This window comes from Variovorax paradoxus (genome assembly GCF_902712855.1).
Lineage (GTDB): Bacteria > Pseudomonadota > Gammaproteobacteria > Burkholderiales > Burkholderiaceae_C > Variovorax > Variovorax paradoxus_Q.
In genome coordinates this window covers 1,436,115-1,459,939 of the sequence record NZ_LR743507.1, presented here as the reverse complement: position 1 = coordinate 1,459,939, position 23,825 = coordinate 1,436,115, and the positions used below count along the sequence as shown (strand labels likewise).

Here is a 23,825-nt window from a genome sequence, read left to right as displayed (position 1 = left end):
AATCGAGAGAAAAACCCGATCGCCTCAGGCGGGTGTTATTCGCCCGAAATCACCATTTTCCGCCATGATCTGCTCAAGTGACCGTCGGCACCTGAGTTCCTGCCGGGTCAACCACGTCTGATCGGCCACCTCCATCGCGCGCATGCAAATCTTCGACGTCGCGAGACGCGAGTAGTTTTCTTCTACGTACGACAATCCTGCTTCTCGCATGGCCTGCCATGCAGCCTCGTCACGATACAACCGCAAAACCTCGCTGGCGAATTGTTGAGGGTCATCCGTCGTCGACAAATGGCCATCTTCCGGATTCGCAATACCCTCTGCTGCAACGGCCGTTGCCACGCTGGGCACACCATGCGCCAATGCGGTGACGATCTTGCCCTTGATGCCCGCCCCATAACGCAGCGGTGCAACAAAGACGCGTGAGGTCTGAAAATACGGCGCAAGCTCTTCCACAAAACCCGTGACCACGATGCGATCCGACGCCAAGGCCACGACTTCAGGCGGCGGCTTGTTACCAACGACGAGCAGTTTGGCCTCGGGCGGCAATTCTCTTTCCAGCGCAGGCCATATCGCCTTGACGAAATAGAGAACCGAATCGACATTGGGCGCATGTGGAAAGTTGCCCAAGAACATGATGTCCGACCGACTCGCAAAACCGGGCGTGTCGCGATATACGTCAGCAATCCATGGCAACACGACCATATTGCCAAGCGGTGCCGGCAACGACTGCTGGATCACCTCGCGCTCGATCTCGGTATGAACGAACGAGGCATCAGCCTGCGCGAACATCTCAAGCTCCAGCTTCTTTGTGACCTTGGCGGAAAACAATGCTTCCGGCGTGTTTGAGGTTTCCGCCGCACGCGTTTCTCGCAGGAAATGCAGATCGACGTTGGCAAACAGAATTCGGGTGCTGGGCGCCTTTTTGCGCAGATGCGAATAAACCGAACTCGCAACGTTGTAGCGATACAGCAGCGCGTAGTCGAATTTGCTGTCGATATCGAGTAGCGCAGGAATGCCGGATGCAAAGGGCATGTAGTAGCAGCAAACCCCTCGACGCTGCAGCGCGCCGGTGTATTTCTTGGACCAATAAGGTGAATGCTCCGGGAAAAAACTTTCACCGAAGCCGCATTCCCTGTATGCGCTCATCACTTCATCGGTCACGATGGAGCCGGAGTCTTGGTCCGGTGTTGGCGTGAGTGCGTCCACCACAAGGATGTTGCGGCGCACACGCCAGCTGGCGGCGCGCATCGAGCTCGTGCCCGGCTGCGGGTGTGCCTTGAGTTCGGTGCTGAAACGCTTGGCGAATTTCTCCAAATTCGTCACCTGATAGGCTTTGATGCCCTTGGTGGTGTCGCGCCCGTGGGTGATGCCTTCGTAGTGAATGGCACGCGAGGTCGGCACGAACCAGACCTCGTAGCCAACGCGGCGTAAACGAAACGCCAAGTCGGCGTCCTCGCAGTACGCCGGCTTGTATTCCGGGTCGAAGCCGCCGAGTTCGTTCCACACCGACTTGCGCAACGCGATCGACGCGCCAGAAATGAAATCGGCCTGCCGCGCAAAGCAGTACTGCGGCAAGTTGGGATCTTGGTTCCGACCGTAGTTGTGGGCCGACCCGTCGCGCCAGAAGATGCCACCCGCCTCTTGCAACGTTCCGTCGTCGTTGAAGAGCTTAGAGCCAACCATGCCGGCTTTAGGGAAGAGCATGAAGGCGTCGACCAATTCGTCGAGCCAGCCCTCAACCACGCGGGTATCGCTGTTCAGGAGAACTACGAATTCACCGTTCGCCAGTTGCACCGCGGAGTTGCAGCACTCAAGAAAACCGCCGTTCTCGGCGCGCCGCTCATAGCGGATCCACGGAATGACCTTCAGTACGTCCACGCGCGACGCCACCGGCGAGGCGTCGTCGGCGACGATGATTTCAACCGAGTGTTTCGAACGCAGCTTCGCGAGCGAGTCGAGGCAATTGAGCACGAAATGCGTTTGCCCGTAGACCGGAATGATGATCGACACCTTGGGTGCAGCCGTCGTCACCTGCAATAGCGGTGTTTTCGCAGCCATTGCCTTGGCTGCGGCCTGCACGGTGTCACCCGCTTCTCGCTGCGCGAAATCAAAACCGGCTCCTGCGAAATACGCCTTGCCAGCCATCAGCGCGTACTGCACCACGTCATCCGGCAGAGGATAGCGTCGGCCTTCCTCATCTGACCAAAGCGGCTCTGCATGTGGTGCGGTAGGCAGAACTCGGCCCTCATGGCGACCAAAACGCACCCAATGCACGAGAGGATTCAGGTTTACCTTGCGTAGATCAGGGTTCTCGGCCATGTAGGCCCGCACAGAGAAGTTAGGCGACGGCTCCAGGCCGTCTTTCCAGCCGTGCACCAGATAGTGCTTGAGCGGATCCTTGCCGCTGGAGGCCACCGCCGGGTACTCTTTTAGATAGAAGTCGGCATCGAAAAAGCCGCCTTCCTGAATCGCACGGACATCCGATGCGGTGTGACGTGCGCTGATTCCGAGGACGCGCAGCGCCTTCTTGGAAAGCCGGACAGCCTGCTTGAATTCGTTGATCAAATCTTCTCCACTGTGGGCGTCTTGATGCGCCTGCTCCGCGCTGTAAAAACTCGAAGAGGCACGATCGGCTGCAAAGCAGTCAGAAAGAGTAGCCCTGCTTGTTACGGCGAAGATCCGCTTCAACCATCATCGCGCACAGTTCCTCGAGCGTGGTCTTGGGTTCCCATCCGAGCTTTTCTTTGGCACGTGCTGGGTTGCCAATCAGCAACTCGACTTCAGCAGGTCTATAGAACTTGGAATTCACCCGCACCAGTGTCTTGCCGGTGGCGACATCGATGCCCACCTCGGTGTGTTCTTCTCCTTCGAACCGAAGCTCATAACCCGCGGCTTTGAACGCCATATCGACGAAACTCCGCACCGTCTCGGTACGGTTGGTCGCAAGAATGAAGGTGTCGGCCTCATCAGCCTGCAACATGCGCCACATACCCTCGACATATTCCTGAGCAAAACCCCAATCGCGCTTGGCGCCCAGGTTGCCGAGTTCGAGCACGTCCAGTTTGCCTAGCTTGATCTTGGCAACCGCGTCGGTGATCTTGCGTGTGACGAACTCGCGTCCGCGCAGCGGGCTTTCGTGGTTGAACAGAATTCCGCTCGCACCGAAGATGTCGTAGCTCTCGCGGTAGTTAATCGTCATCCAGTGCGCGAACAGCTTGGCAACGCCGTAGGGGCTACGCGGATAGAACGGAGTGTCCTCGACCTGCGGAATCGCCTGCACCTTCCCGAACATCTCGGAAGTCGACGCCTGGTAAAAACGAATGCTCCGGTCGGTCAGGCGAATGGCCTCCAGCAGATGGAGTGCGCCCATGCCTGTGATCTGAGCCGTGGCATCGGGCTGGTTGAAGCTCACGCCCACGAAGCTCTGCGCGGCGAGGTTGTAGACCTCATGCGGCTTGGCGTCCTTGATCAGGGTGAGCGAACTGCCAAGGTCGGTCAGATCATGTTCGACCAACTTGAGATCGGGGTGATCCTGGATCCCCAACTCTTCCATCCGCCAGAAGTTGACCGAGCTGGTGCGACGGAACGTGCCATGGACCACATAGCCCTTATTCAGCAGGAGTTGGGCCAAGTAGGCACCGTCCTGACCAGTGATACCGGTGACAACTGCGATTTTCTTCATGGGTAGTTGGAAATTTCTCTATATGGAAAACGTTCGGCGTAATTGTGCCGCAATGAACCAATCGACTTTTTATGGCGGGCGCCTAAAAAAACCCGCAATGGGCGTTTCTGCCACACTTGTCCGCGACGCTTGGCAGACGGCGTCACTTCAGCGTAGCTTCCAACACGGCAAGCACCCTGTCCTGCTGCTGCTCGGTCAGGCCTACCCACAATGGAAGGCGAACCAGACGCTCCGACTGCGAATCGGTGATGCTCAACGTGTCGCCATGGGCCCGTCCATAGCGCCGGCCGGCAGGCGACGAGTGCAGAGGTACGTAGTGGAACACCGAATTGATGTCGTTTGCCTTGAATTCGTCCAGAAGTCGCTGCCGGTCGAAACCGTCTGCAAGCAGTACGTAATACATGTGTCCGTTATGAACGCATTCTTCCGGAATGATTGGCCGTCGGAGCATGCCGCGGCGCTCAAGCGGCTCCAGCATCGTGTTGTAGCGGTCCCATGCGGCGAGGCGCGCATGCGTGACACGGTCGGCTTCTTCAAGCTGGGCCCACAGGAATGCGGCGATCAGTTCACCCGGCAGGAATGACGACCCCACCTCCTGCCACGTGTACTTGTCGACCTCGCCGCGAAAGAAACGGCTGCGATCGGTGCCCTTTTCACGGATGACCTCCGCCCGCAGCGCGGCCGCCGGATCGTTCACGAGCAGCGCACCGCCCTCACCCGCAATCACGTTCTTGGTCTCGTGGAAGCTGTACGCGCCAAAGTGCCCGATGGAACCCAACGCGCGGCCTTTGTAGGTCGACATCACGCCTTGGGCCGCATCCTCCACGACCTTGAGGTCATGCCGCGCGGCGATGGCCATGATCGTGTCCATTTCACAGGCGACGCCGGCATAGTGCACCGGTGCGATCGCCTTGGTGCGCGGCGTGATGGCCGACTCGATGAGCTTTTCGTCAAGGTTCAGCGTATCCTCGCGGATGTCGACGAACACCGGCACCCCGCCGCGTAGCACGAACGCATTGGCCGTCGACACGAAGGTATAGGACGGCATGATGATTTCGTCGCCGGGCTTGATGTCCAACAGCAATGCGCCCATTTCCAACGCCGCGGTGCACGAGTGCGTGAGCAGCGCCTTCGAGCAGCCGGTACGCTCTTCGAGCCAGGCGTGGCAACGCTTGGTGAACGGGCCGTCTCCAGCAAGGCGACCGTTGAAGTGGGCCTCCGCGATATAGAAGAGTTCCTTGCCGGTCATGTGCGGCCAGTTGAAGGGGATGCGTTGGTCGTTCACAGGGTCAGGCTCCTTTGTGCCACAGGGCTTCTTTTTCCACCCGTTTGCATTGATTGCGAATATTTGGGCAGCAGTGCCATTTCAGATCAGATGCCCCGCAGCCTGGTGCTTGGCACTTTGGAGCGCTCCGTTGCCGCGCCGATGTAGACCCCTTCGGGCTCGGCGTCGGACAACAGCAATGCACCGGCACCTACCACGCAGCGCGCACCGACCTTGATGTGATCGCGCAGAGTGGCATTCACGCCAATGAAGCACTGTTCAGCGATCTCGACGCCGCCTGATACAACCGCATGGGAAGCAATGAAGCAGTGATCGCCAATCGTCGAGTGATGGCCGATGTGATTACCGCTCCACAAGGTCACGTTGTTGCCTATCGTGACGAAGGGCTGGATCGTGTTGTCCTCGAAGATGAAGCAGTTCTCGCCGATGCGCCCCTGGTTGAGCACAGTCGCATAGGAACTGACGAAGCTCGCGAGCGAATACCCCAGCGCTTTGACGCCAAGGTACTTTTCTTTTCGCACCGCGTTGAGCTTCGAGTAACTGAGTGCCACGAACACCTCGACCTCCGCGGAGGGATGGCGGGCAGCGAGTTCTTCGAACGGCACCACAGGCAGACCGCAGAATTCCGGCCCGGGCACGAAGGCCGCATCGACCGTGAAGGCCACGACCTCGTAGTCGGAATCCGAACTGAAATAGTAGTGCGCGAGCTGACCGATATCTCCGCAGCCGAAAATGACCAACTTCTTCGTTTTCATGGCATCTTTCGCACGATCATCGTGAACTCGTACAGGCCGTAGTCGTGCATCAAGGCGACGTTGCGTGAATATCGGCACTTACACAGGTCGAACAATGCAAGCGGGTCTGCGTAATAGAGATCGGCTCGCATCCTGTCCTTGTCCGAATAGGAAGTCAGACAGTTGAATGCGAAGCCTTTGGCGCTCGTGCGGTGCAACGCGTCAAGCGTGGCCTCTGCATAGGCTTGCCACTCGGCGTCGGAGCGGCCCAGCCGAACATTGAAGATGCCGCTGGCAACACTGTAGTCTGCAACCTTATCAGCTTCGCTCGCGATGACGAAGCGCGCATTCGGCTTGCTGAGATGCCTCTGTTCGGCCGCACGCACCATGGCCTCGGACACATCGATACCTATATATTCGAACGACTTGAAACGCGGCACTAAAAAATCGCAGAGAGCGCCATAACCACAGCCCAAATCATTCAGCGAAAAGGGGGCGTCGGCGTCGATCACCTTGCACAGTTGCTTGAAGCGCAGCATTTGCCCCTCTTCGCCATTCCAATCCACGCCGCGCGGACTCTCGCCGAATTCGGCGAGCTTGCCGGTGTAGTAATCCGCCACTTCGGAGAGCAGCGTTTGCCGTGGGTCTTGTTTCATGGTCATGGGACGGTTAACGCTGAGCCTTGGGATGCGCATAGACCTGCCGTACGATCGTGTAAGGCCTGCGTTTCACCTCGGAGAAGATTTTTGCGATGTAGATGCCCTGGACACCCAGAAAGAAGACGATCAGGCCCGAGAAGAACCAGATCGACGCAATAATCGACGTGTATCCGCTCGGTGCCGAAGCACCGAAGAAGTAGCGAAGCGCCAGATACATGATGTAAACAAGCGCCGAAAGGGAAATCAACAGCCCCGAATAGAACGTGAAAACCAGCGGCAGGCTGCTGAACGACGTGATCGCGTTGACCAAGTGGCTGAACTTTCGCGACAGCGAATAGGTCGTTGGACTGGTCGCATGCTTGCGAACGACCTGTTGCGACTGCCCGAAACCGGTGATGACCCACAAGCCACCGATGTTCAACTCACGCTCTTCGTGCAACAGCAGGGCATCGACATAGCGCCGCGTCATCAACCGCGCGGTGACGATGTTGCTCGGCTGAACGATTCCGGTCAGCGTGCGAAAGAGCTTGTAGAACAACGTGCCGGTGATCTGCTCGATGAAGCCACCACGGCGCTCGGCCTGCACGCCGTAAACCACGTCCGACTCATCGGCTTCCATCTGCGCCGCGAACGAGGTCAGCCATTCCGGCTCTTCCTCGAGGTCGCTGTCGATCAGGAACACGCGCTCGCCATGCGCTGCGGCCAAGCCGGTCATCATGGCCTTGTGGTGCCCGAAATTGCGCGACAGGTCGACCACCACCACATGGCTGTCGACCTGTGTGAGCTGCACGGCGACATCGAGGCTGTTGTCTGGCGACCCGTCGTTGACGAGCACGATCTCGTAGTCGTCGCCAGCGATCTGCTGCGCGGCAGTTCCCGCACGAAGGCAGAACTCGTTGATGTAGGCCGCGGATTGATAAAGGGTTGCAACGATCGACAGCTTCATGACCCGGCGTACCTCATGAAGCGACCTGCGTCCCTCCCGCAATTGAACAGCAGGTCGAGCACGGTCACTCCGTGCGCGAAGTCACCCCACAACTGCGGGTACTCGGGATAGCCGGCGTAGTCGAACCACGTGAGCTTGATGCCGCTGCGTTCGAAGACGCTTTCGTCCACGTAGTCGCGGGCAGACGGCCCCGACACGTACTCGGTGCCGCCAGCCTGTGCGCAAAGGTCGGCCAGGCGCTCCGTCTTGCCATCGATCAACACGTAATCGCGCGAATCGCTGATGACCGTATCGATGTGCAGATAAGCGCAGATCGCCTGGATGAATCGGCGATTGAGATCGGACAGGAGGGGGTAGGAGCCGCTCAGGTAGAGCGGCTCCAGCCAAGCGGCGATTTCGGCGAAGTGCGGTGCGCGCGCGTAGTTCTGCACGAGCGCCTTCCAATGCGCAACGGCCCAATCGCTGCCGTCGATCTCCGTGTCCCTGATCTTCTGCTCGTACTTGCCCTTGACACGCACCGGCACCGTGAGCCACTGCACGCCCTGTGGCGTCTTGATCTGGTTGCGGTTGCGCCAGTCGCGGCGTGTGTACTGCATGTCGTCGTAGAGGATGAATTCATCCACTGCGCCAATCAGGTCGAAGTAGCCCTTCCACGGAATGTAGTTCGACTGCAGGATCGCTACCTTTTTCAATGCTCTGGCCCTTCTTCGTTGTTGCCCTGGTACGGGGCCGTACGTCGGAAGGTCAACCCCGAAGTCCCCGCAGGGATTATCGGACACAATTTGGAGACACTTTTAAACCTCGGGAGGCGCCTGGCCTCCACGCGGTTACACGACCTAGCCAGCCGCCACAGATGCACGCATCCATTCCTTCCGCCAAAGCCCGGCAGCTTCCGATCCTCGCTATCTCCGTCATGACGGCGCTCGCGCTTTTTCTTTTGGAAGGCGCCAAGGGACTGAATCTGTGGGACGAAGGCTTCTTCTGGTACGGCGTGCAGCGCGTCATGCACGGCGAGGTCCCGCTGCGCGACTTCCAGGCCTATGACCCGTTCCGCTACTACTGGTCCGCCGCGCTGATGGGGCTCTGGGGCGGCGACACAGGCATGCTCGGGTTGCGCGCCTCGGGCGCCATCCTGCAGGCGGCAGGACTTTTCTGCGCTCTGTTGGTCATCGCCCGAGATGCACGACCAGACCGGAAGCTCCTGTATCTCGTCACCGCGTCCGTCGCAATGGCTGTCTGGATGATTCCGCACTTCAAGATGGCGGACATGTGCGCGTCGATCCTGCTGATCGGCGCGCTGACGATGCTGATCGAGGCCCCCACCGCGCGCCGCTACGTTCTGACGGGCGTGTGCGTGGGCTTTTCGGCCATCATGGGCCGCAACCACGGCATGTACGGACTTGCCGCGGCGGGCGCGACCATCCTCTGGCTGAATCTCCACCGCACGCAGGGCCCCGCGGTCGTGCGCGCAGCGCTGCTGTTCGCCGCCGGCGTCGCCCTCGGTTTTTTGCCCGTTGTCGCGATGCTGCTAATGATTCCCGGGTTCGCATCGGCGTACTGGGAGGGCATTCGCTTCCTGTTCGAAATCAAGGCGACCAACATCGGCCTGCCCGTGCCCTGGCCTTGGCGCGCCAACTTTTCAGGCCCGGTGGTGGCCATTGTGCGCGACGTGATGCTCGGCGTGTTCTTCCTCGCGACGCTCGTGTTCGGCATCGTTGCGCTGATCTTGGTGGTCTGGAGCCGCTGGCAGCGCAAGCCGGTGGTGCCTGCGTTTGCCGCATCCGCGTTCCTTGCACTGCCGTATGCGCACTACGCCTTCTCGCGCGCAGACTTCTATCACCTGGCTTTCGGGATTTTCCCGCTGCTCGTTGGCTGTTTCGCGCTCGCACTTGCAAAGCCGGGCGCAAGAACCCGCTGGGGGGTCGCGGGCGCGCTGCTCGCGGCCAGTGTCTTGACGATGTATGGCTATCACGCAGGCTGGGAATGCCGCTCCAGCGAACGCTGCGTGGACGTCGAAGTGTCCGCCAGCCGCATGCGCGTGGACCCGATCACTGCCAAGGAAGTGGACGTCCTCCGCCGGATTGCCAGACAGTACGCGGCCGGGGGACGAAACTTCGTCGCTGCGCCGCTCTGGCCCGGGGCCTACGCGCTGCTGGACCAGAAGTCGCCGGTGTGGGAGATCTATGCGCTGTTCCCCCGCCCCGCTGAGTTCGAGGAGGTGGAAATCGCGCGAATCAAGGCCGCCGACCCGGGCTTTGCGCTGATTTACGACCTGGCACTCGATGGCGACGAACAGTTGCGCTTCAAGAACTCGCATCCGCTGACCTACCGGTACTTTGCCGAAAACTTTCAGCGCGTGCCCAATCCGCTCAAGCCCGAACTCGAGCTCTTCGTTGCTAAGGGCAACCCCGGGCTCGCCAGCAAGCCCGAATTCCTGCAGAAGAGTACTGAGGAACTCGCCAAGCTGGCCGCCGGTGCCGCAAGGATGCGCATCCTGAATTGGGGACCGCGCTCGGCAACTGCCGGTACGGTGCCGAACGCGCAGCCGAACGGCAGCGCCGGCATCTGGGTGCAGGTCGCTGACGCGGACGACATCGGTGACGTCCGGATGACTCTGGACGGCAAACCCGCGTCGTCGACCGGCATCTCCCCGGCCGCCATCACGGCAGCTTTCGCCCCGGCGCTTTTCAGCGAAGGCGAGCATGAAATCGCCATCGAGCAGCTTTTCACGGGCACCGTGATCAAGGTCGGCCGCTTCTCAGTAACACCGAAATAGCGCTTGCCAGGCCTGCTGCACAATCGAGCCCGCTTTTTCCAGCCACACACAAGCCAGAAACCCAATGATCCTCGACGCTATCCAGCCCAACCTGGCCATGTTCATCCGCCCGCTCCGGTTGGTCTCCAGCGGCTGGACCGGGCATGTGCCCTTCGGCGCATGGCTCACCGCCGTGCAGCAGCCTCGCGTGCTGGTCGAGCTGGGCTCACACTTCGGCATGTCGTATGCGGCGTTCTGCCAGACCGTGCAGAACGAGGGCCTCACCACCAAGTGCTATGCGGTCGACACCTGGCAGGGCGACGAACACGCGGGCTTCTATGGCGACAGCGTCTACAACGACCTGGCGGCGTTCAACGACAAGCATTTCGCGGGCTTTTCGCGTCTCATGCGCATGACCTTCGACGAGGCCACGACCTATTTCGAGGACGGCTCGGTCGACTTGCTGCACATCGACGGGCTCCATACCTACGAGGCCGTGAAGCATGACTTCGAGAGCTGGCTGCCCAAGTTGTCGGACCGCGCCATTGTGCTGTTCCACGACACCAACGTGCGCGAGCGCGACTTCGGGGTCTGGCAATACTGGGCCGAGATCACGAAGAAGTATCCCGGCTTCGAGTTCGATCACTCGGCAGGCCTGGGCGTGCTGGCCGTCGGCCCCAATCAGCCGGCGGAAGTGCGCAAGCTTCTGAACCTGCCCAAGGAGCAGGCCCACGCCAAGGCGGTCAAGGAAGTCTTCTCCAGCTTGGGCGAATCCACGCTACGCCGCTGGGAGCTCGAGAGTACGCGCCAGGAACTGGCCTCCAAGGCCTCGGACGTCGAGCGAGTGCTCGCTCAGTTGGCCAATGTCGACAAGGAACTGAGCACGCTGCAGAAAGACCACCTCCGCGCGGCCAGCCTGCTGGAACAGTACGACCGCACCATCAAGGAGACCCACGCTCGCAATGAAGCGCTGAGCAGCGAACTCGCCCGCAGCGAAGCCGCACGCGGCGGGGTCGAGAATTCGTTGTCTTGGCGCATCACAAAGCCGCTGCGCGCCGCGCGTCGAATGTTCAAGGGCTAGAACGCAAAGTGACTTTCAGTTCGCCCGGCTTCCTGTTCGGCTTCATGCCGATCGTGTTCCTGCTGTATTTCGTTCTCCCCGCCCGCTCGCGCAACGCGTTCCTGATGTTGGCGAGCTTTGCGTTCTATTTCGTGGACGCCGGGCTGGTGTCGGTGGTCCTGCTGGGGTCGGTGGTCGTTAACGCGATCATCGGCAACGCGCTCTACCGCATGCCCGCCGACGGCCGAGCCCGTGCCTTGCTGGCGGTCGGCGTGGTCGCCAACCTGGTACCGCTGATCTATTACAAGTACTGGAACTTCATGCAGCGCGCAGCACTGGACGCGGCCGCTGCACTCCACATGCCCGCTTCATGGACGCTCAGCGACATCGTGCTCCCTGCGGGCATTTCGTTTTTCACGTTTCAGGGCATCTCGTACATCGTCGACATCTACCGGCGCGACGCGCCGCCAGCGACCACGCTGGTCGACTTTGGCATGTACCACACGCTGTTCCCCCAGCTCATCGCAGGGCCCATCGTGCGCTACAGCGAGCTGGTGAGCCGCATCCAGCACCGCCCCGTTCGCCTGGAAGACGTGCATGCCGGGCTGCTGCGCTTCTGCCTCGGCCTGGCCAAGAAGATCGTCATTGCGGACAACGTGGGCGTGGTCGCCGACCGCATGTTCGGACTGCCGGCCGACCAGCTCGGCACCGCCGCCGCCTGGATCGGCATCCTGGCGTACACGCTGCAGATCCTGTTCGACTTCTCGGGCTACTCCGACATGGCGATCGGCATGGGCCGGATGCTGGGATTCAAGTTTCCGGAAAACTTCAACCAGCCCTACCGGTCGCACAGCATCACCGAGTTCTGGCGGCGCTGGCACATGACGCTGTCGCGCTGGTTCCGCGACTACCTGTACATCCCGCTGGGCGGCAACCGCGCGGGGCCGGTGCGCACGTACCTCAACCTGCTCATCGTGTTCGTGCTGTGCGGCCTGTGGCACGGAGCGGCCTACACCTTCTTGCTGTGGGGGCTGTTCCATGGCGTGCTGCTGGTCATCGAGCGGCTGGCGCTGAACCGGTTCGGCTGGACGCCGCGCGGCTTCAGCGGCTGGCTGACCACGCTGCTGCTGGTGATGGTCGGCTGGGTGCTGTTCAGGGCGCCGTCGGCCGGCGTGGCCGGGCACTACCTGATGGCAATGGCCGGCGTGACCGCAGGCGAGACGCCTGCAGCCGCATGGTCTGTGCTGACATCCGACAAGCTGCTCTTTCTGGTGATCGGCAGCGTGGCGGTGCTGGTGCCCGAAAACTGGCGGCTCTCCGCCTGGCAACGTGCAGGCGACTCGATCGCCGCGCCGGTGCTATCGCTGGGCGCCCTCGTGCTCTTCGCCTACTCGGCCATGCTGATCGCAGCCAACGGATTCAATCCGTTCATCTATTTCCGCTTCTGAGATGCGCTCCACCGCCACACGCCGGATCTTCATAGCGGCCTTCCTCGTCCTGACGCTGCTGCCGGGCCTGCAGATGGCCACGCGATGGCTGCCGGAGATGACCATCGACGAGCAGCGCACGCTTGCGGCCCCGCCGAGCATGGCGCACCCCGATCGCTACCTGCAGCAGGCCAACAGCTGGTTCTCGGACCACTTCGGGTTTCGCGCGCTGCTGATCCGGCTCAAGGCCACGGTCGACTACCGCCTGTTCCGCGTGTCCGACAAGGTTCACGTGGGCCAGGACGGCTACCTGTTCTACCGCAGCACGCTCGACGTCGAAAAGCCGGCCGTCGACGCCTACCTCGGCACGCACGAGGCCGCAGTGGTCGACGGCGTGCGGCGCTATGCCGAAGCCCTGCAGCAAAAGGGCATCGGCATGGTGATGGTCGTCAACCTGCTGGGCGACCGGTTCCTGCCCGACAAATTGCCGGCCTCGGTTGCAGAGCGGCCATCGCTGCGGCGCATCGACAGCCTGCTCGACAGGCTGAAGCAGGTGCCCAACCTGACCTTCATCGACAGCACGGCCATCCTGAAGGAAGTCGAGAAAACGCGTCCGATCTTCCATCGCACCGACTTTCACTGGAACGACCCCGCGGCCTATCCGGTGGCCAAGAGTGTTGTCGACGCGATGAGCCACGCTGAGGGGCTTGCGGGCAGCACGTGGACGCATCCGCTGCGCTACGAAACGCAGTCTTACAGCGGCGGCATTGCCCGCTTCATGCCGCTACTGCGTTCGCCGTCCGAAAAGTCTCTCTTCGTGACGCCGTCGTGGCAATGGCCAAGGGGATTCACCAGCGTGTCCGGGCCGGCGCCGTATACCGACGTCAGCCACGTCGCTCCCGGCAGTCAAGGTTTGCTGCACCCAGTTCTGTTCGTGGGCGACAGCTTCATGGACGCATGGATGCGCAATGGCATGGCGGCGTATTTCGAGTCGTCTTACCGTTTGCGCTGGGGCGAGGGCTTGCGCCTGTCGGCGATCACCTCGGCCATACCTTCGGATGCCCGGTGGGTCACGGTGCAGTTCATCGAAGTACAGCAGGCTGCGCTGCTTGCCTTTGCTGACAAGACGGATGTCACGCACTCCATCGAACTGCTGCAGGCGCGCGCCTCGCGGTAGTCACGGCTTTTCCGGCAGGAAGACACTCGCAGGCTTTTTGCGAGCCAACAAGAAGTCCCTGAGCTCCTTCGCGGCGCGAATTCCCCATCGATCGATGGGCGTCAGCATCGTTGCAGAGGCGATGCTGACCGCGGCAATCGAGAGATTCAGCCAGAGTTTTTCCAGATCGGTCGGCTGGTCGATCCATTGGTACGCGCGGTTGCCATAGGCGAGCAACAACGGTCCGTGTATGAGGTAGAGAGGGAACGAGATCCGGCCCAGATAGCGACTCACGGGGCCCGAAAGCATCTTGGCCAGGGTCGCGTTGAAGATGCACGGAATGATCAGAAGCGTCGCGACCGTCAGGCAGGCGCCGAACGGATCGTTTCCGGCCCGGGGCAGGAGACTGGCGCCATAGATCCCTGGCACCAAGAGCAGCAACGAGGCCTTGGACCACAGGCTCGCGCTGGGTGACCGAGGGGTCGACACATGAATCTCGGCAAGCACAAGGCCAAAAACAAATGCCGTGTAGATGGGATGAATGAAGTACGCCACGACCGCCAACGCCCCATAGACGAGCATGCGCCGCTCGAGCCGACCTGCGACATACAGCGCGCCGAGAACAAGGCACGATCCCCATAGCTCGAAGCGCATGGTCCACAGCGGCCCGATCAACGCCTTGCTGAAGCTGTAGTCAAAAAACGTATCGAATAAGGAAGATCTGACGACATCCCAAAGCGACGGTGCGACAGGCAGGAAGCCCTGAAAATTGGGAAGGCGCTGTTCAGCGGGAAGAATAAGACCGGTGACGAAGAAAAGATAAAGGATGAAAGTCGCGCACAGAATTGGAACTGCCAGCCGCACATAGCGCCCTAGAGCAATTTTTGTCAGTGACTGCTGATCGCGCCGACGACAGAATTCGACGGAAAGCGACAAGCCCGACACCAGAAAAAATATCCAGACGGCCAGCACCCCATTGAAGAAAAAAAATTTCCGAAGCGCGATGGTCACGTCCGAATTTATTGGAAATGCATCCAGAAATACATGATAAACCAGAACGATCAATGCACCCCAGCCGCGAAGGCCGTCGAGAAACAGAAGCCGGCCCTGCTCTGTCGAGGGAAAGCTGGCAGGAAGATTCTCCTTCGCGTCCATAACGATGCCCTTCCTCTTGCTCACCAGTAAGTACCGACGAGCATGAAGTAGGGTGTCGCAAACCAGATCGCACCAAATATCACGTGAATTGCAAAGGCGATCCACGCCAGAATTGATTTCCTCCAAGAAATCGCGACCAGCGCAATCGCGCTTTCTACATAGAGAATGAAAGTCACCGCCTGCCCGGTCCAAGCAAAATTTCCGTGCATCAAACGCGGGCCGGTCTCTATCACGCACAGACTGATGAGCATCCCCACGGCATAAAGGAACCAGGAAAATTTCAATTTATCTGAAACCTTGCCGGCGGCTGCTAGCACGATCAGGGCCGCAACAGGAAACAAAAGAGATGCCGGTAGCTTTGTCAAAACCTCAATAGCCCCACCATAAACCTTGAACGGCGCGAACCCCAAGCCCGAACCGGTCCCTTCGTAGGTCATACGGAACTGGAGTGCAAGTGCGACGATGGCAGGCCCCGCAATCAAGACAATGTTGCGCAATGCCGGTCGCCATGACCCACGAACGACTCTTATCAATTCGACCAAGCAAGCGCATGGAAGAAATGCAATGAGAAAAGAAGGCTTTGCGATTGCCGAAAGAACGATGCTCAGCGGCAACATCAACTTGAGATAAAAATCTTCTCTCGAATCAAACGCAAGCGCAAAATAGGCGTAAATTGAAATTACTGCCAATATTTTGCACAACACCTGCGTTGGATTGTGATAGACAACCGGGGCGATATAGCCATACAGAAAATTGTATTTGAAAAATGTTTGCGCAAAGATGTGCGATGCAACCAACACACCCAGCGTGACCATGAAAACCACGCCAACACCGGATTCGCTCGCAGAGTTGCGAATTCTCTGGGCAATGATTGCAGCCATTCCGGCATAGCACGCGGCCATCAAAAAAATTGTTCCCCTCTCGAAATCAAGACCTGTTGCCTGGGCAATGCCAATCAGCAGGATCTGGAATAGAAAATGAGGCGAAACAATGTCGGAGGCCTGATGAATGGTTCTTGCATATTCAATATGAAGATTGATATCGCTGCCCTGCTCCAGATAAGGAGTCATCGGCATGGAGAACATCAGTGCGCCAGCCAGCGCGACGAGAATCAACATGGGGCTAAGATTTTTTTCGCGCCCCCCTCGCGAATCAGACACATTCATAATTTCCCCGCCAAATATCTTGAATTATTCTAAAATGCGATTCGCTGGGCTCGAACCAAAATCGAGCACCAAGATCAATTTTTCCTAACTTTTACGTACAGCAGAACCCATGTTTTCACGCCTGGCCGACTACATCTATATCGCCGCCACCATCGGATTCACCGTTTACGGTCAACTCATTCTCAAATGGCGTGTGGGCAAATTCGGAAGCCTTCCGGCCGACCTCATGGGCAAGCTTCAGTTTGTCTTCGGCGTGCTTTTCGACCCATGGGTGCTGTCGAGCCTTTTCGCCGCCTTTCTCGCCTCGCTGGCCTGGATCGCCGCCATGTCGAAGTTCGAGCTCAGCGAGGCTTATCCCTACATGAGTTTGAACTTCGTGGTGGTGCTGGTCCTGAGCGTCTGGTTTCTCAACGAACCACTGACCGCGGCCAAGTTGATCGGCGTTGCGATGATTGCAGCGGGCACCGTCGTGATCGCGCGAGGTTGAATTCGGCGCTCAAGATTCCGACCACACCGCAATACCGAACCCGGTCTTTCCGTACCCGTTGCCGTTGTAGAGCATGTAGCGCTGAGCGCCGTGCTCGAAAACAAACGGGTACTCGATCATGTCCGAATCCCATCCGCTTGCCGACACATCGATGCCTGCATCGGAGAGTGCCAGTTCCCAATGGTCGCAATCCGGGCTCCTTGCATATCCGATGCGGTAACTCTGGCCCGTGCCGCTGCGGTACGAGAACCACATCTCGTATCCTGCATCCCGTCCGCGCAGGACGTTCGGCCGTGAAAACGCCTGGGCCTTGCCGAGCGCATAGGGAACCGCCAATCCCTTGCGTTCCCAATGATCGCCGTCCGCTGATTCGGCGCCGTAGAGCACCGCGAGCATCTCGCCGTTGCCGGCTTCCCAAGCGATGGTCGACGGATACCACATTCGGTAGCCGTCACCCACCTTCATTACCCAGGGATACGAGAGACTGATGGGGTCCGTGGCGTCCGAGCCCATGAAAGGCCCGGGGCTGTCGAGCTCGAGGGTCAGGTCGTCGCGCACCACGAGGCGTCCGATGTCGCCGCGCCAATGTTGGCCAGGCGGAGCCTGCCAACCCATGAAAAGCATGTAATGCCGCCCGTTGGCTTCGTAGCAGTTGCCGATGCTCACGCCGTCCGCATAGAAGCTGCCGGGTGCGCCAAATTCGAAGAAGGGTTCGGTGTGCTCTTGAACCACTCTTCTCTGGCGTATGTCCATGTCCACAGCACCCACCGATGAGCGATTCTGAGCATCTCTGGCGCTGTAGAAGATCCTGTACACGTCTCCTTCGAGGTGTACAGCCAGCGGGTTGGCCGCATGCGACATCAGCTTCGGATGCAGGCCACCCTCGGGCAGCGAGTACAGCAGACCCTGCTTAACCCAGCGTTCCATCTTCGCTCTCGGTATTCTCGTTGATGAGCGCTTCGAGCAGATCATGGACGGAGATGCCACGCCGCTTTGCAGCGGCCGCCAGCTTGAGCTTGGTTTTCTCGGTGACGCCCTCGATCTTTCCAAAGTACCGCGTGCGGGCGGAGCCGCCGCGCGTGCCGATGTGGGGAATGTCCAGATCGACCTTCGGTAGTCCTTCGGTCGGAGCGAAGGAAATCAGATAGAAGCAATTTCCCAGGACGTAGCTGACGTGGATGTCCTCCGCGTTGTGCGGCAAGGAATCGACTGGCGCATGCAGGGCCCATAGGCCGTTGTTGTTGATCAGCACGTCGGCATATTCGGTGCCTCTGAGGTGCGGCGCGATGCCCTCGTCGCCAAACATGACACGTCCACCGATCTTGCAGACGCGTTCAAGCTCGGCAATCGCTTTCTTCATATCGCCGAACAGATTGATGCCGCCGAAGTGAAACACCACGTCGAAGTAGCGCGACCGGTAGGGCAGTTGGGTGGCATTGGACACCGAGAAGCTGGCGTTGTCAGCCCTCAGATGCGTGCTCGCGTTCTGGACCATCGACTTGCTGATGTCCTGTGCATGCAACTCGCCCTCGGGACCGATGGCTTCCAGGATGGCGGGGATGTCTTCGCCTAGCCCGCATCCGACGACGAGAACCTTCATGCCGCGATTCAGGTTCAACCTTCGCGTCAGATCGGCACGGAAGTTTGCTTCCTCGACATTGAAGGTCGCGAACAGCCAGTTCAGAAAGTTGCGATACTTTTCCGTCGACTGCTCGTCGTTGTACATCTGCAGGTTGACGTCGTCGGCCGCGGAGACGATGGAGGGCGCAATGAAATCGACGACCCGGCACTCGTCATCCAGGAATTCGAACGACACGCCCGAGCGGCTTGAAAGACCTTTTTCAGCCTGCATCAATGGCTCATGCGTCACGGGATCGCAGAAGGCTTGAAGAAGTGGTGAGTTCTTTGTCATCTCTTGAACGGACTGCTGGGTCCGAGTTATTTCTTTCGCGTACCGAAAAATTCGCCGAGAGTTTTGGGTTCCTGAAAATCGAATCCGAGAATCTCTCGCGCTTGTGGCGACAAACCGGCGCCATCGACGCTCGCAGGGATATTGATCTGCTGCTTGAAGTACGGGATGTTGTAAAGGTGGTTGACCGCCCGCCGTACCTTGTTGCTGGCGTTGTAGCCGCCCGAGTGGAACGTCATGCAATCCAACAGGATGAACTGGCCGGCCTTCGCCGGGATTTGCACCGCATTCTTCTGTACGTAGGCATCGGACGGAAACTCGGCGCTCTTGTGCGAAGCCGGCAGCACGAATGTCGCGCCGTTCTCGAACGTGAAATCGTCAACGCAGAAGAGTGCATTGATCGCCAAAGGCGTCGACGAGGTGAAGTGCTGGTACGGCAGGTCACGGTGCCACGCGCCCTGGTTGTAATCTTCTTTCGGCGGATTGACGATGCCGTTCTGCTGGTTGAGTATGAACTTCCCAGTGATCAGTTTTCCCAGGACCTGCAGCAGGTTCGGGTTGAGGGCCAGGCGCAGAAACATGCCGTCGCCTCGCGTGGACATCAGCCTAATGTTGTTGTGCTCGTCAAGGTCCTTGAGAAACGGCAGGCCGTGTTCGCTCTGATAGCTCGCGAGCGAAGCGTCGAATGTCTTCGAGATGGCGTCCAGCTCGCTGTCGGCATACCCGGCGTCGAGCGTGGCATAGCCCAGGACCCGAACCTGCTCGACGGCTTGGTCCAGCATCGTCGACGCCGCCCCGCGTTGCAGAATGCCGTAGGACTGCGATGGAATCTTGCTAAGCGCCGACATGATTGCCCTTGAGGTGTGGGTGCCCGACATCCAGTCGGTCAAGTGTTCGAGTCCGTAAACGCAGCAACGCGCCCGCTGAGCTCCGCCCAAGTAGTGAATTGCCGCCGCTCATAGTAAAGCGCCCCTTCATGCGGCCTCGAGGCCAGCCGCTCGGGAAACACCGGCTGCATCGCATCCCGCCCGCCAAACACATAGTGCAGCAGCACGAACGGAAACAGCCCGATCCAGGTCTTGCGCTGCGTCGGATAGCTGAGGCAATGGCGCATGAACGCGATACGGTTTCTCCATGGGACCGCAACAGGCTCCACCGGCCCATTCATGGGTAGCGGGCGCATGACATTGAAGAGTTGACCCGGGCGCTTGTAGCCGTTGTAGAGAGAGGATTGCCGTGCAAGATGCAGCAGCCCTGCTTGCCGAGCCACGGTGACGCCTACAGCGTGCAACGAGTCATGGTCGGGATGACCGCCCTCCCACGCTGGCAGGTACAGCCCGCACAGCGATGGGCAGCCGTCGATCCAGCCGCGCAACCAGGCAGCAGCATCGCCGAGGCGATACATCAATGCGCCGTCGTCGATCTGGAGCTGCTGCCCCACGAACAACACGTCGCCCGCGCCAACGCCGAGCTTTTCCAGGACGGCAAGCGACTCGCGATTGCGCGCCTCGGGAGACGCATCGCCCACCGTGCCCGTGGTCATGAACGCGCAGACCACCCGCGCGCCGGCGACCCGTTCATCGAGGATCTTCTGGAACACACCGAACTCGTCGTCCTGGTGCGCAAAGAGAAAAAGTGCGGTGCTTGCGGTCATGCCACGACAGTTGGCGTTCAAGACTTGGCGCGTACGCGCTTGAGCCTGTGCGACTGGGCGATCTCGGTCACGAACTTGATCTTTGCCGGGATCATGAACGGTTGGAGCCGTTCCTTGCCCAGCTTGCGGATGCCGCTGCGCGCCGCGGCCTCGTCGAAGCCCTCGCGCAGGATGACCTGCGCGCAGACGATCTTGCCCAGCAGCGGGTTGGGCTCGCCGTACACCACGGCATCCGCCACTTCGGGGCAATCGAGCAGCACGGCCTCGACTTCGGCCGGGTACACCTTCTGGCCACCGACATTGATGATGTCGGACTGCCGCCCCAGCACGCGGATCCATTCGCCGTCGGTTTCGACCAAATCGCCCGTCATGAGGAAACCGTCATCCGTGAAGGGGCTCGGCGCATTGATGTAGCCCAGCATCGCGGAATCGGCGCGAATCTGCAGCATGCCGTCGACCACGCGCACGTTGTAGCCTTCGCCGCCAAGCTTGACCCACAGCGAATCGGGCGAACGCGACTTTGCGCGCAAGACACCCAGTTCGATCATGCCGTAGGTCTGGCGCAGCTCGATGCCGGGGAACACCTTGCGCAGGTTCCTCAGCGTCGTCTCGGGCATCGGTTCGGCGCCGTAGGTGATGAGCTTCAACGAGCCGAGGTCGTGCCCCAGGTAGGCCTTGCTGATCAGCAGCATGCTCAGAAAGCTCGGCGTGGCGGGCAGCAGTTCAATGCGGTGTGCCGCCACCAGCGCGCACACCTGCTCGGGCGAGCGGCCGGCTGGCACGACGATGAGGCACAGGTTCGACAGGCAATGCAGCAACGTGTTGAGGCCGCCCCAATGGTCGAACAGCAGGAAGTTCAGGGTGATCATCGCGGGGCGAACCGCGTGGAACTTCTCCATGAGCTTGGAGAAATCGTGCACCACGGCCTTGGGCTTACCCGACGAGCCGGAAGTGAAGAGCACCAAGCCGGGCGCGGCGCGCTCGATCACGATCTTGTACAGATCAGGCAACGGCCTCGCGGCGAGCTTCTCGAAGCTGGCCTCGGTCTTCGACACGTCGATCAACCATTCGGGCGCCACGTCGTCGATCGAAGCGCCGAGGCTGTCGTAGGCCTCGGGCGTCAGCGGAATGATGATGCAGCAACGCTCGATGAGTGCGAGCAGCATGCTCACGGCCAGCGCCGAGTAGTCGCCACGCAGGATCACCGGCACGCCGGGTTGCACGCCTGCAGCTTCCAGCGCTTGCTGCTGCTGCGCAATGGCGGCGGACAGTTCGCCGTAATTGACGGAAGCGCCACGGAAGACAACCGCCGGAGCTTCTGGCTTCGACGCGAATCGGTCGAGAAGAAATTGGATCTGGCTCACGGTCTGGCCTTCAAACTTGAATGAGAACGGTGGCCCAGGACAAACCCACGCCAAAGCCGCAAAGAACGATGGTCTGGCCTTCGGCAACGACACCCTTGTCGATGAGCTTGGCCAGCACCACGGGAATGGAGGCCGAGACGAGATTGCCCGTGTTCTCCATGTCGACGACCATCTTCTGCTCGGGTATCTGCAGCGCACGCGAGATGCCGTCGAGCGCCAGCCGGCTGGCCTGGTGAAACACGAACAGCGAGATGTCGGAAACGGCGAGCGCATGCTTGCCGAGCATGTCGCGCACCGCCGTCGGCACGGCGTTGTTGAAGAAGCTCAGCAGGCCGATGCCGTCCATGCGGATGTGATCGTCGCTGTAGATGCGGCCGCTGCGGTCGGGTTCGGCGGGCGCACCGCCGGCGGTCGACGCATAGCGGGCGCCGCCGTTCTTCACGATAAAGCGCTCGGCATTCTTTCCGGACGTGCCGAAGCTTGCGTCGATCACACGCAGCTTCGGCTGCTGCGCGGAAACCACCGTGGCTGCGGCGCCGTCGCCGAACAACGGCCGGATCGACCGGTCCAGCGGATGCACCAGGCGCGAATAGGTGTCCGCGGTGACGACCAGCACGCGGCGTGCGGTGCCGCTGATCACGAGGCTGCGCGCAATGCCCAGCGCATAGACGAATCCCGAGCAGGCATGCGTGATGTCGAAGGCCATGACCGAGGGCTGCATGCCGAGCCGGCCATGCAGCAGTACCGAGTTGGGCGGGAGCACATGGTCCGGTGTCTGCGTGCAGAAGATCAGCGCGTCGATGTCGGCCGCGCCGATATCGAGGCGCTGAAACACGTCGACGCTCGCTTGCATCGCGAGGTCGAGCGCAGTTTCTCCTTCGGCTGCGATCGGCCTGGAGGACACACCGGTTCGCTCGATGGTCTTGGACATGTCCCAGTGCGGGTTCTCGGCCTGCAACTGGTCATTGGTCACGGTCAGGGCGCCGAGGCTGTAGCCGATGCCCTCGATGCCGACACCGGCGTTATTTGTCATCGAATTTGCTCCAGAACTCGCCCAGGGCGAACGGCTTGCCGTGGCCCGGATGCACGAGATAGCCAGCGTCCAGCTGGCGCAGACTTTCCAGCGTTTGCGCCAGCTTCATTTTGTCGCCACCAGGCAGATCGGTCCTGCCGGGTGCTCCCGGCAGCAGCGTGTCACCGCTGAACAGGTTATTGCCGACGATCAGGCAGATGCTCCCGGGCGTGTGGCCTGGCGTACGCACGATGCGTACGACGAACCCGTCGAGCGCCAGTTCGTTGCCCTCAATCTCAGCCAGATTTCGGTCGAACTCCGGCACCTTGATGCTGGTCTTGCTCTCGAACAGGATCTTGTAGATGTTGGCCTGCTTCATCAGCTTGGCATCGTCACCGTGCAGGTAGAACGGAATGCTGAACTTTTCTTGCAACGCGACCACCGCGCCAATGTGGTCGTAGTGCGCGTGCGTGTTGACGATAGCCACCGGCGTCACGCCGAGGGCGTCGATCAGCGCGACGAGGCCTTCGGCGTCACTGCCCGGGTCGACGATCAGCGCCTTGTGCTGCGCGTTGCCGACCACATAGCAGTTCTGCCGCCATTTGCCGTTGGTGAAAGTCGAAACGCTGTCGGTGCCCGTGTTGCTGGCGACGTGGCTCGTGCTGGCGGTCATCAGAGTCCCCCAAAATAGAGGGTCTGGCACGTCATGTTGCGCGCCAGCGGGGAAGCGAAGAAATTCACCGCATGCAGGATCTCGTCCACATCGAGGACCGTCGGCTTCAGCATGTTCGACTGCTTGGCGGACACGGCCTTCTCGCCGAGCGCGTCGAGCATGCCTGAATTGTTCACGAGCGACAGGCCCAGCGTGTTGATCGTGATGTCGGCGTTGCCGCACTCCCTGGCGAGGACGCTTGAGAACGCCTCCACCCCGGCCTTGCTGGCGTTGTAGAGGGAACTGCCGGCGCTGCCCAGCGGGACGTTGATGGAAGAGAAGTTCACGACGCGGCCGTACTTTTGACGCTGCATCAGCTTGAGCGCTTCGCGGGAAACAAAAAAGGTTCCAAGAAGGTTGGTGCGGATGATGGCCTCGGCATTGGCCGCTCGCGTCAGGATGCCCAGGCTGGCCTGCGAAACGCCCGCGTTGTTGACCAGCAGCGTCAACGGCACCTTGAGCGCCGCGATGTCCTTGAACATGGCGACGACACTCGGCTCGTCGCTGATGTCGACGATGAAATGGGTGTAATTCGGGTGCTCGATGTCGGACGACTGCCGCGAGCAACCCGACACGATCGCACCGGCCGCGAGAAGCCGCTCGACCAGCCCACGGCCCAGGCCTCTGCTGGCACCGGTGATCAGAATGCGGCCGTCCTGCAT

Annotated in this window: 22 protein-coding genes; 5 read left to right on the top strand and 17 right to left on the bottom strand. The window is 60.3% G+C overall.

Going from position 1 to position 23,825, the window contains the following annotated elements; translation table 11 throughout:
- Nucleotides 1–24: 24 nt before the first annotated feature.
- The 7 genes from AACL56_RS06490 to AACL56_RS06460 all read right to left on the bottom strand — a co-directional run bounded on the left by AACL56_RS06490 (nt 25) and on the right by AACL56_RS06460 (nt 7,998).
- The gene (locus AACL56_RS06490; RefSeq protein WP_339089003.1) at nt 25–2,565 is read right to left on the bottom strand and encodes a glycosyltransferase; all 2,541 of its coding nucleotides are present in this window, start codon (nt 2,563–2,565) and stop codon (nt 25–27) included.
- A 79-nt stretch (nt 2,566–2,644) separates the two neighbouring features.
- On the bottom strand, nt 2,645–3,682 hold the full coding sequence (gene gmd / locus AACL56_RS06485; protein WP_339089002.1) for a GDP-mannose 4,6-dehydratase: 1,038 nt from the start codon (nt 3,680–3,682) through the stop codon (nt 2,645–2,647).
- Between the two features lie 142 nt (nt 3,683–3,824).
- On the bottom strand, nt 3,825–4,967 hold the full coding sequence (rffA, locus tag AACL56_RS06480; RefSeq protein ID WP_339089001.1) for a dTDP-4-amino-4,6-dideoxygalactose transaminase: 1,143 nt from the start codon (nt 4,965–4,967) through the stop codon (nt 3,825–3,827).
- Between the two features lie 86 nt (nt 4,968–5,053).
- On the bottom strand, nt 5,054–5,722 hold the full coding sequence (locus tag AACL56_RS06475; protein WP_339089000.1) for an acetyltransferase: 669 nt from the start codon (nt 5,720–5,722) through the stop codon (nt 5,054–5,056).
- On the bottom strand, nt 5,719–6,363 hold the full coding sequence (locus AACL56_RS06470) for a class I SAM-dependent methyltransferase (protein WP_339088999.1): 645 nt from the start codon (nt 6,361–6,363) through the stop codon (nt 5,719–5,721). Before AACL56_RS06470 ends, AACL56_RS06475 begins: the two co-directional genes overlap by 4 nt.
- 7 nt (nt 6,364–6,370) lie before the next feature.
- Nucleotides 6,371–7,306, bottom strand: coding sequence for a glycosyltransferase family 2 protein (locus tag AACL56_RS06465; RefSeq protein ID WP_339088998.1), 936 nt, complete (start codon nt 7,304–7,306; stop codon nt 6,371–6,373).
- Complete coding sequence (locus AACL56_RS06460) at nt 7,303–7,998, bottom strand: WbqC family protein (protein WP_339088997.1); 696 nt, start codon at nt 7,996–7,998, stop codon at nt 7,303–7,305. Before AACL56_RS06460 ends, AACL56_RS06465 begins: the two co-directional genes overlap by 4 nt.
- A gap of 161 nt (nt 7,999–8,159) precedes the next feature.
- Here AACL56_RS06460 and AACL56_RS06455 point away from each other — a divergent pair, with 161 nt between their 5' ends.
- The 4 genes from AACL56_RS06455 to AACL56_RS06440 all read left to right on the top strand — a co-directional run bounded on the left by AACL56_RS06455 (nt 8,160) and on the right by AACL56_RS06440 (nt 13,725).
- Nucleotides 8,160–10,082: a hypothetical protein gene (locus AACL56_RS06455; RefSeq protein ID WP_339088996.1), complete on the top strand. Its 1,923-nt coding sequence runs from the start codon at nt 8,160–8,162 to the stop codon at nt 10,080–10,082.
- Between the two features lie 97 nt (nt 10,083–10,179).
- A complete protein-coding gene (locus AACL56_RS06450; protein ID WP_339088995.1) occupies nt 10,180–11,142 on the top strand; it encodes a class I SAM-dependent methyltransferase in 963 nt (320 codons plus the stop codon).
- A gap of 8 nt (nt 11,143–11,150) precedes the next feature.
- A complete protein-coding gene (locus AACL56_RS06445; protein ID WP_339088994.1) occupies nt 11,151–12,569 on the top strand; it encodes an MBOAT family O-acyltransferase in 1,419 nt (472 codons plus the stop codon).
- Between the two features lies 1 nt (nt 12,570).
- Nucleotides 12,571–13,725, top strand: a complete 1,155-nt coding sequence (locus tag AACL56_RS06440) for an alginate O-acetyltransferase AlgX-related protein (protein ID WP_339088993.1) — start codon at nt 12,571–12,573, stop codon at nt 13,723–13,725.
- On the opposite strand, the gene AACL56_RS06435 is transcribed toward AACL56_RS06440, so the two are convergent.
- On the bottom strand, nt 13,726–14,859 hold the full coding sequence (locus AACL56_RS06435; protein ID WP_339088992.1) for an acyltransferase family protein: 1,134 nt from the start codon (nt 14,857–14,859) through the stop codon (nt 13,726–13,728).
- 20 nt (nt 14,860–14,879) lie between these two features.
- On the bottom strand, nt 14,880–15,977 hold the full coding sequence (locus tag AACL56_RS06430; RefSeq protein WP_339088991.1) for a hypothetical protein: 1,098 nt from the start codon (nt 15,975–15,977) through the stop codon (nt 14,880–14,882).
- Between the two features lie 157 nt (nt 15,978–16,134).
- Here AACL56_RS06430 and AACL56_RS06425 point away from each other — a divergent pair, with 157 nt between their 5' ends.
- Nucleotides 16,135–16,512, top strand: coding sequence for an EamA family transporter (locus AACL56_RS06425; RefSeq protein WP_339088990.1), 378 nt, complete (start codon nt 16,135–16,137; stop codon nt 16,510–16,512).
- Between the two features lie 9 nt (nt 16,513–16,521).
- On the opposite strand, the gene AACL56_RS06420 is transcribed toward AACL56_RS06425, so the two are convergent.
- The 8 genes from AACL56_RS06420 to AACL56_RS06385 are packed head-to-tail and all read right to left on the bottom strand — an operon-like array spanning nt 16,522 to nt 23,825.
- Nucleotides 16,522–17,439 (bottom strand): hypothetical protein, encoded by a 918-nt coding sequence (locus AACL56_RS06420; protein WP_339088989.1) that lies wholly within the window; start codon nt 17,437–17,439, stop codon nt 16,522–16,524.
- Nucleotides 17,423–18,424: a class I SAM-dependent methyltransferase gene (locus tag AACL56_RS06415; RefSeq protein ID WP_339088988.1), complete on the bottom strand. Its 1,002-nt coding sequence runs from the start codon at nt 18,422–18,424 to the stop codon at nt 17,423–17,425. Before AACL56_RS06415 ends, AACL56_RS06420 begins: the two co-directional genes overlap by 17 nt.
- 26 nt (nt 18,425–18,450) lie before the next feature.
- Nucleotides 18,451–19,311 (bottom strand): phytanoyl-CoA dioxygenase family protein, encoded by an 861-nt coding sequence (locus tag AACL56_RS06410; protein ID WP_339088987.1) that lies wholly within the window; start codon nt 19,309–19,311, stop codon nt 18,451–18,453.
- A complete protein-coding gene (locus AACL56_RS06405) occupies nt 19,308–20,075 on the bottom strand; it encodes a PIG-L deacetylase family protein (RefSeq protein ID WP_339088985.1) in 768 nt (255 codons plus the stop codon). The genes AACL56_RS06410 and AACL56_RS06405 overlap by 4 nt, the downstream gene beginning before the upstream one ends.
- A 17-nt stretch (nt 20,076–20,092) precedes the next feature.
- Nucleotides 20,093–21,439 (bottom strand): ANL family adenylate-forming protein, encoded by a 1,347-nt coding sequence (locus tag AACL56_RS06400; RefSeq protein WP_339088984.1) that lies wholly within the window; start codon nt 21,437–21,439, stop codon nt 20,093–20,095.
- Nucleotides 21,440–21,449: 10 nt separating this feature from the next.
- Nucleotides 21,450–22,472, bottom strand: coding sequence for a 3-oxoacyl-ACP synthase III family protein (locus AACL56_RS06395; protein ID WP_339088983.1), 1,023 nt, complete (start codon nt 22,470–22,472; stop codon nt 21,450–21,452).
- Nucleotides 22,462–23,124 carry an MBL fold metallo-hydrolase gene (locus tag AACL56_RS06390; RefSeq protein ID WP_339088982.1) on the bottom strand — a complete coding sequence of 221 codons (663 nt, stop codon included), beginning with the start codon at nt 23,122–23,124 and terminating at the stop codon, nt 22,462–22,464. The genes AACL56_RS06395 and AACL56_RS06390 overlap by 11 nt, the downstream gene beginning before the upstream one ends.
- Nucleotides 23,124–23,825, bottom strand: coding sequence for an SDR family NAD(P)-dependent oxidoreductase (locus AACL56_RS06385; RefSeq protein ID WP_339092810.1), 702 nt, complete (start codon nt 23,823–23,825; stop codon nt 23,124–23,126). Before AACL56_RS06385 ends, AACL56_RS06390 begins: the two co-directional genes overlap by 1 nt.

What these genes read in the sequence shown, in the direction of transcription:
- gmd (WP_339089002.1), bottom strand. Translation starts at nt 3,682, where the DNA reads ATGAAGAAAATCGCAGTTGTCACCGGTATCACTGGTCAGGACGGTGCC.
- AACL56_RS06475 (WP_339089000.1), bottom strand. Translation starts at nt 5,722, where the DNA reads ATGAAAACGAAGAAGTTGGTCATTTTCGGCTGCGGAGATATCGGTCAG.
- AACL56_RS06470 (WP_339088999.1), bottom strand. Translation starts at nt 6,363, where the DNA reads ATGACCATGAAACAAGACCCACGGCAAACGCTGCTCTCCGAAGTGGCG.
- AACL56_RS06465 (WP_339088998.1), bottom strand. Translation starts at nt 7,306, where the DNA reads ATGAAGCTGTCGATCGTTGCAACCCTTTATCAATCCGCGGCCTACATC.
- AACL56_RS06455 (WP_339088996.1), top strand. Translation starts at nt 8,160, where the DNA reads ATGCACGCATCCATTCCTTCCGCCAAAGCCCGGCAGCTTCCGATCCTC.
- AACL56_RS06450 (WP_339088995.1), top strand. Translation starts at nt 10,180, where the DNA reads ATGTTCATCCGCCCGCTCCGGTTGGTCTCCAGCGGCTGGACCGGGCAT.
- AACL56_RS06440 (WP_339088993.1), top strand. Translation starts at nt 12,571, where the DNA reads ATGCGCTCCACCGCCACACGCCGGATCTTCATAGCGGCCTTCCTCGTC.
- AACL56_RS06435 (WP_339088992.1), bottom strand. Translation starts at nt 14,859, where the DNA reads ATGGACGCGAAGGAGAATCTTCCTGCCAGCTTTCCCTCGACAGAGCAG.
- AACL56_RS06430 (WP_339088991.1), bottom strand. Translation starts at nt 15,977, where the DNA reads ATGTTGATTCTCGTCGCGCTGGCTGGCGCACTGATGTTCTCCATGCCG.
- AACL56_RS06425 (WP_339088990.1), top strand. Translation starts at nt 16,135, where the DNA reads ATGTTTTCACGCCTGGCCGACTACATCTATATCGCCGCCACCATCGGA.
- AACL56_RS06420 (WP_339088989.1), bottom strand. Translation starts at nt 17,439, where the DNA reads ATGGAACGCTGGGTTAAGCAGGGTCTGCTGTACTCGCTGCCCGAGGGT.
- AACL56_RS06415 (WP_339088988.1), bottom strand. Translation starts at nt 18,424, where the DNA reads ATGACAAAGAACTCACCACTTCTTCAAGCCTTCTGCGATCCCGTGACG.
- AACL56_RS06405 (WP_339088985.1), bottom strand. Translation starts at nt 20,075, where the DNA reads ATGACCGCAAGCACCGCACTTTTTCTCTTTGCGCACCAGGACGACGAG.
- AACL56_RS06395 (WP_339088983.1), bottom strand. Translation starts at nt 22,472, where the DNA reads ATGACAAATAACGCCGGTGTCGGCATCGAGGGCATCGGCTACAGCCTC.
- AACL56_RS06390 (WP_339088982.1), bottom strand. Translation starts at nt 23,124, where the DNA reads ATGACCGCCAGCACGAGCCACGTCGCCAGCAACACGGGCACCGACAGC.
- AACL56_RS06385 (WP_339092810.1), bottom strand. Translation starts at nt 23,825, where the DNA reads ATGCAGGACGGCCGCATTCTGATCACCGGTGCCAGCAGAGGCCTGGGC.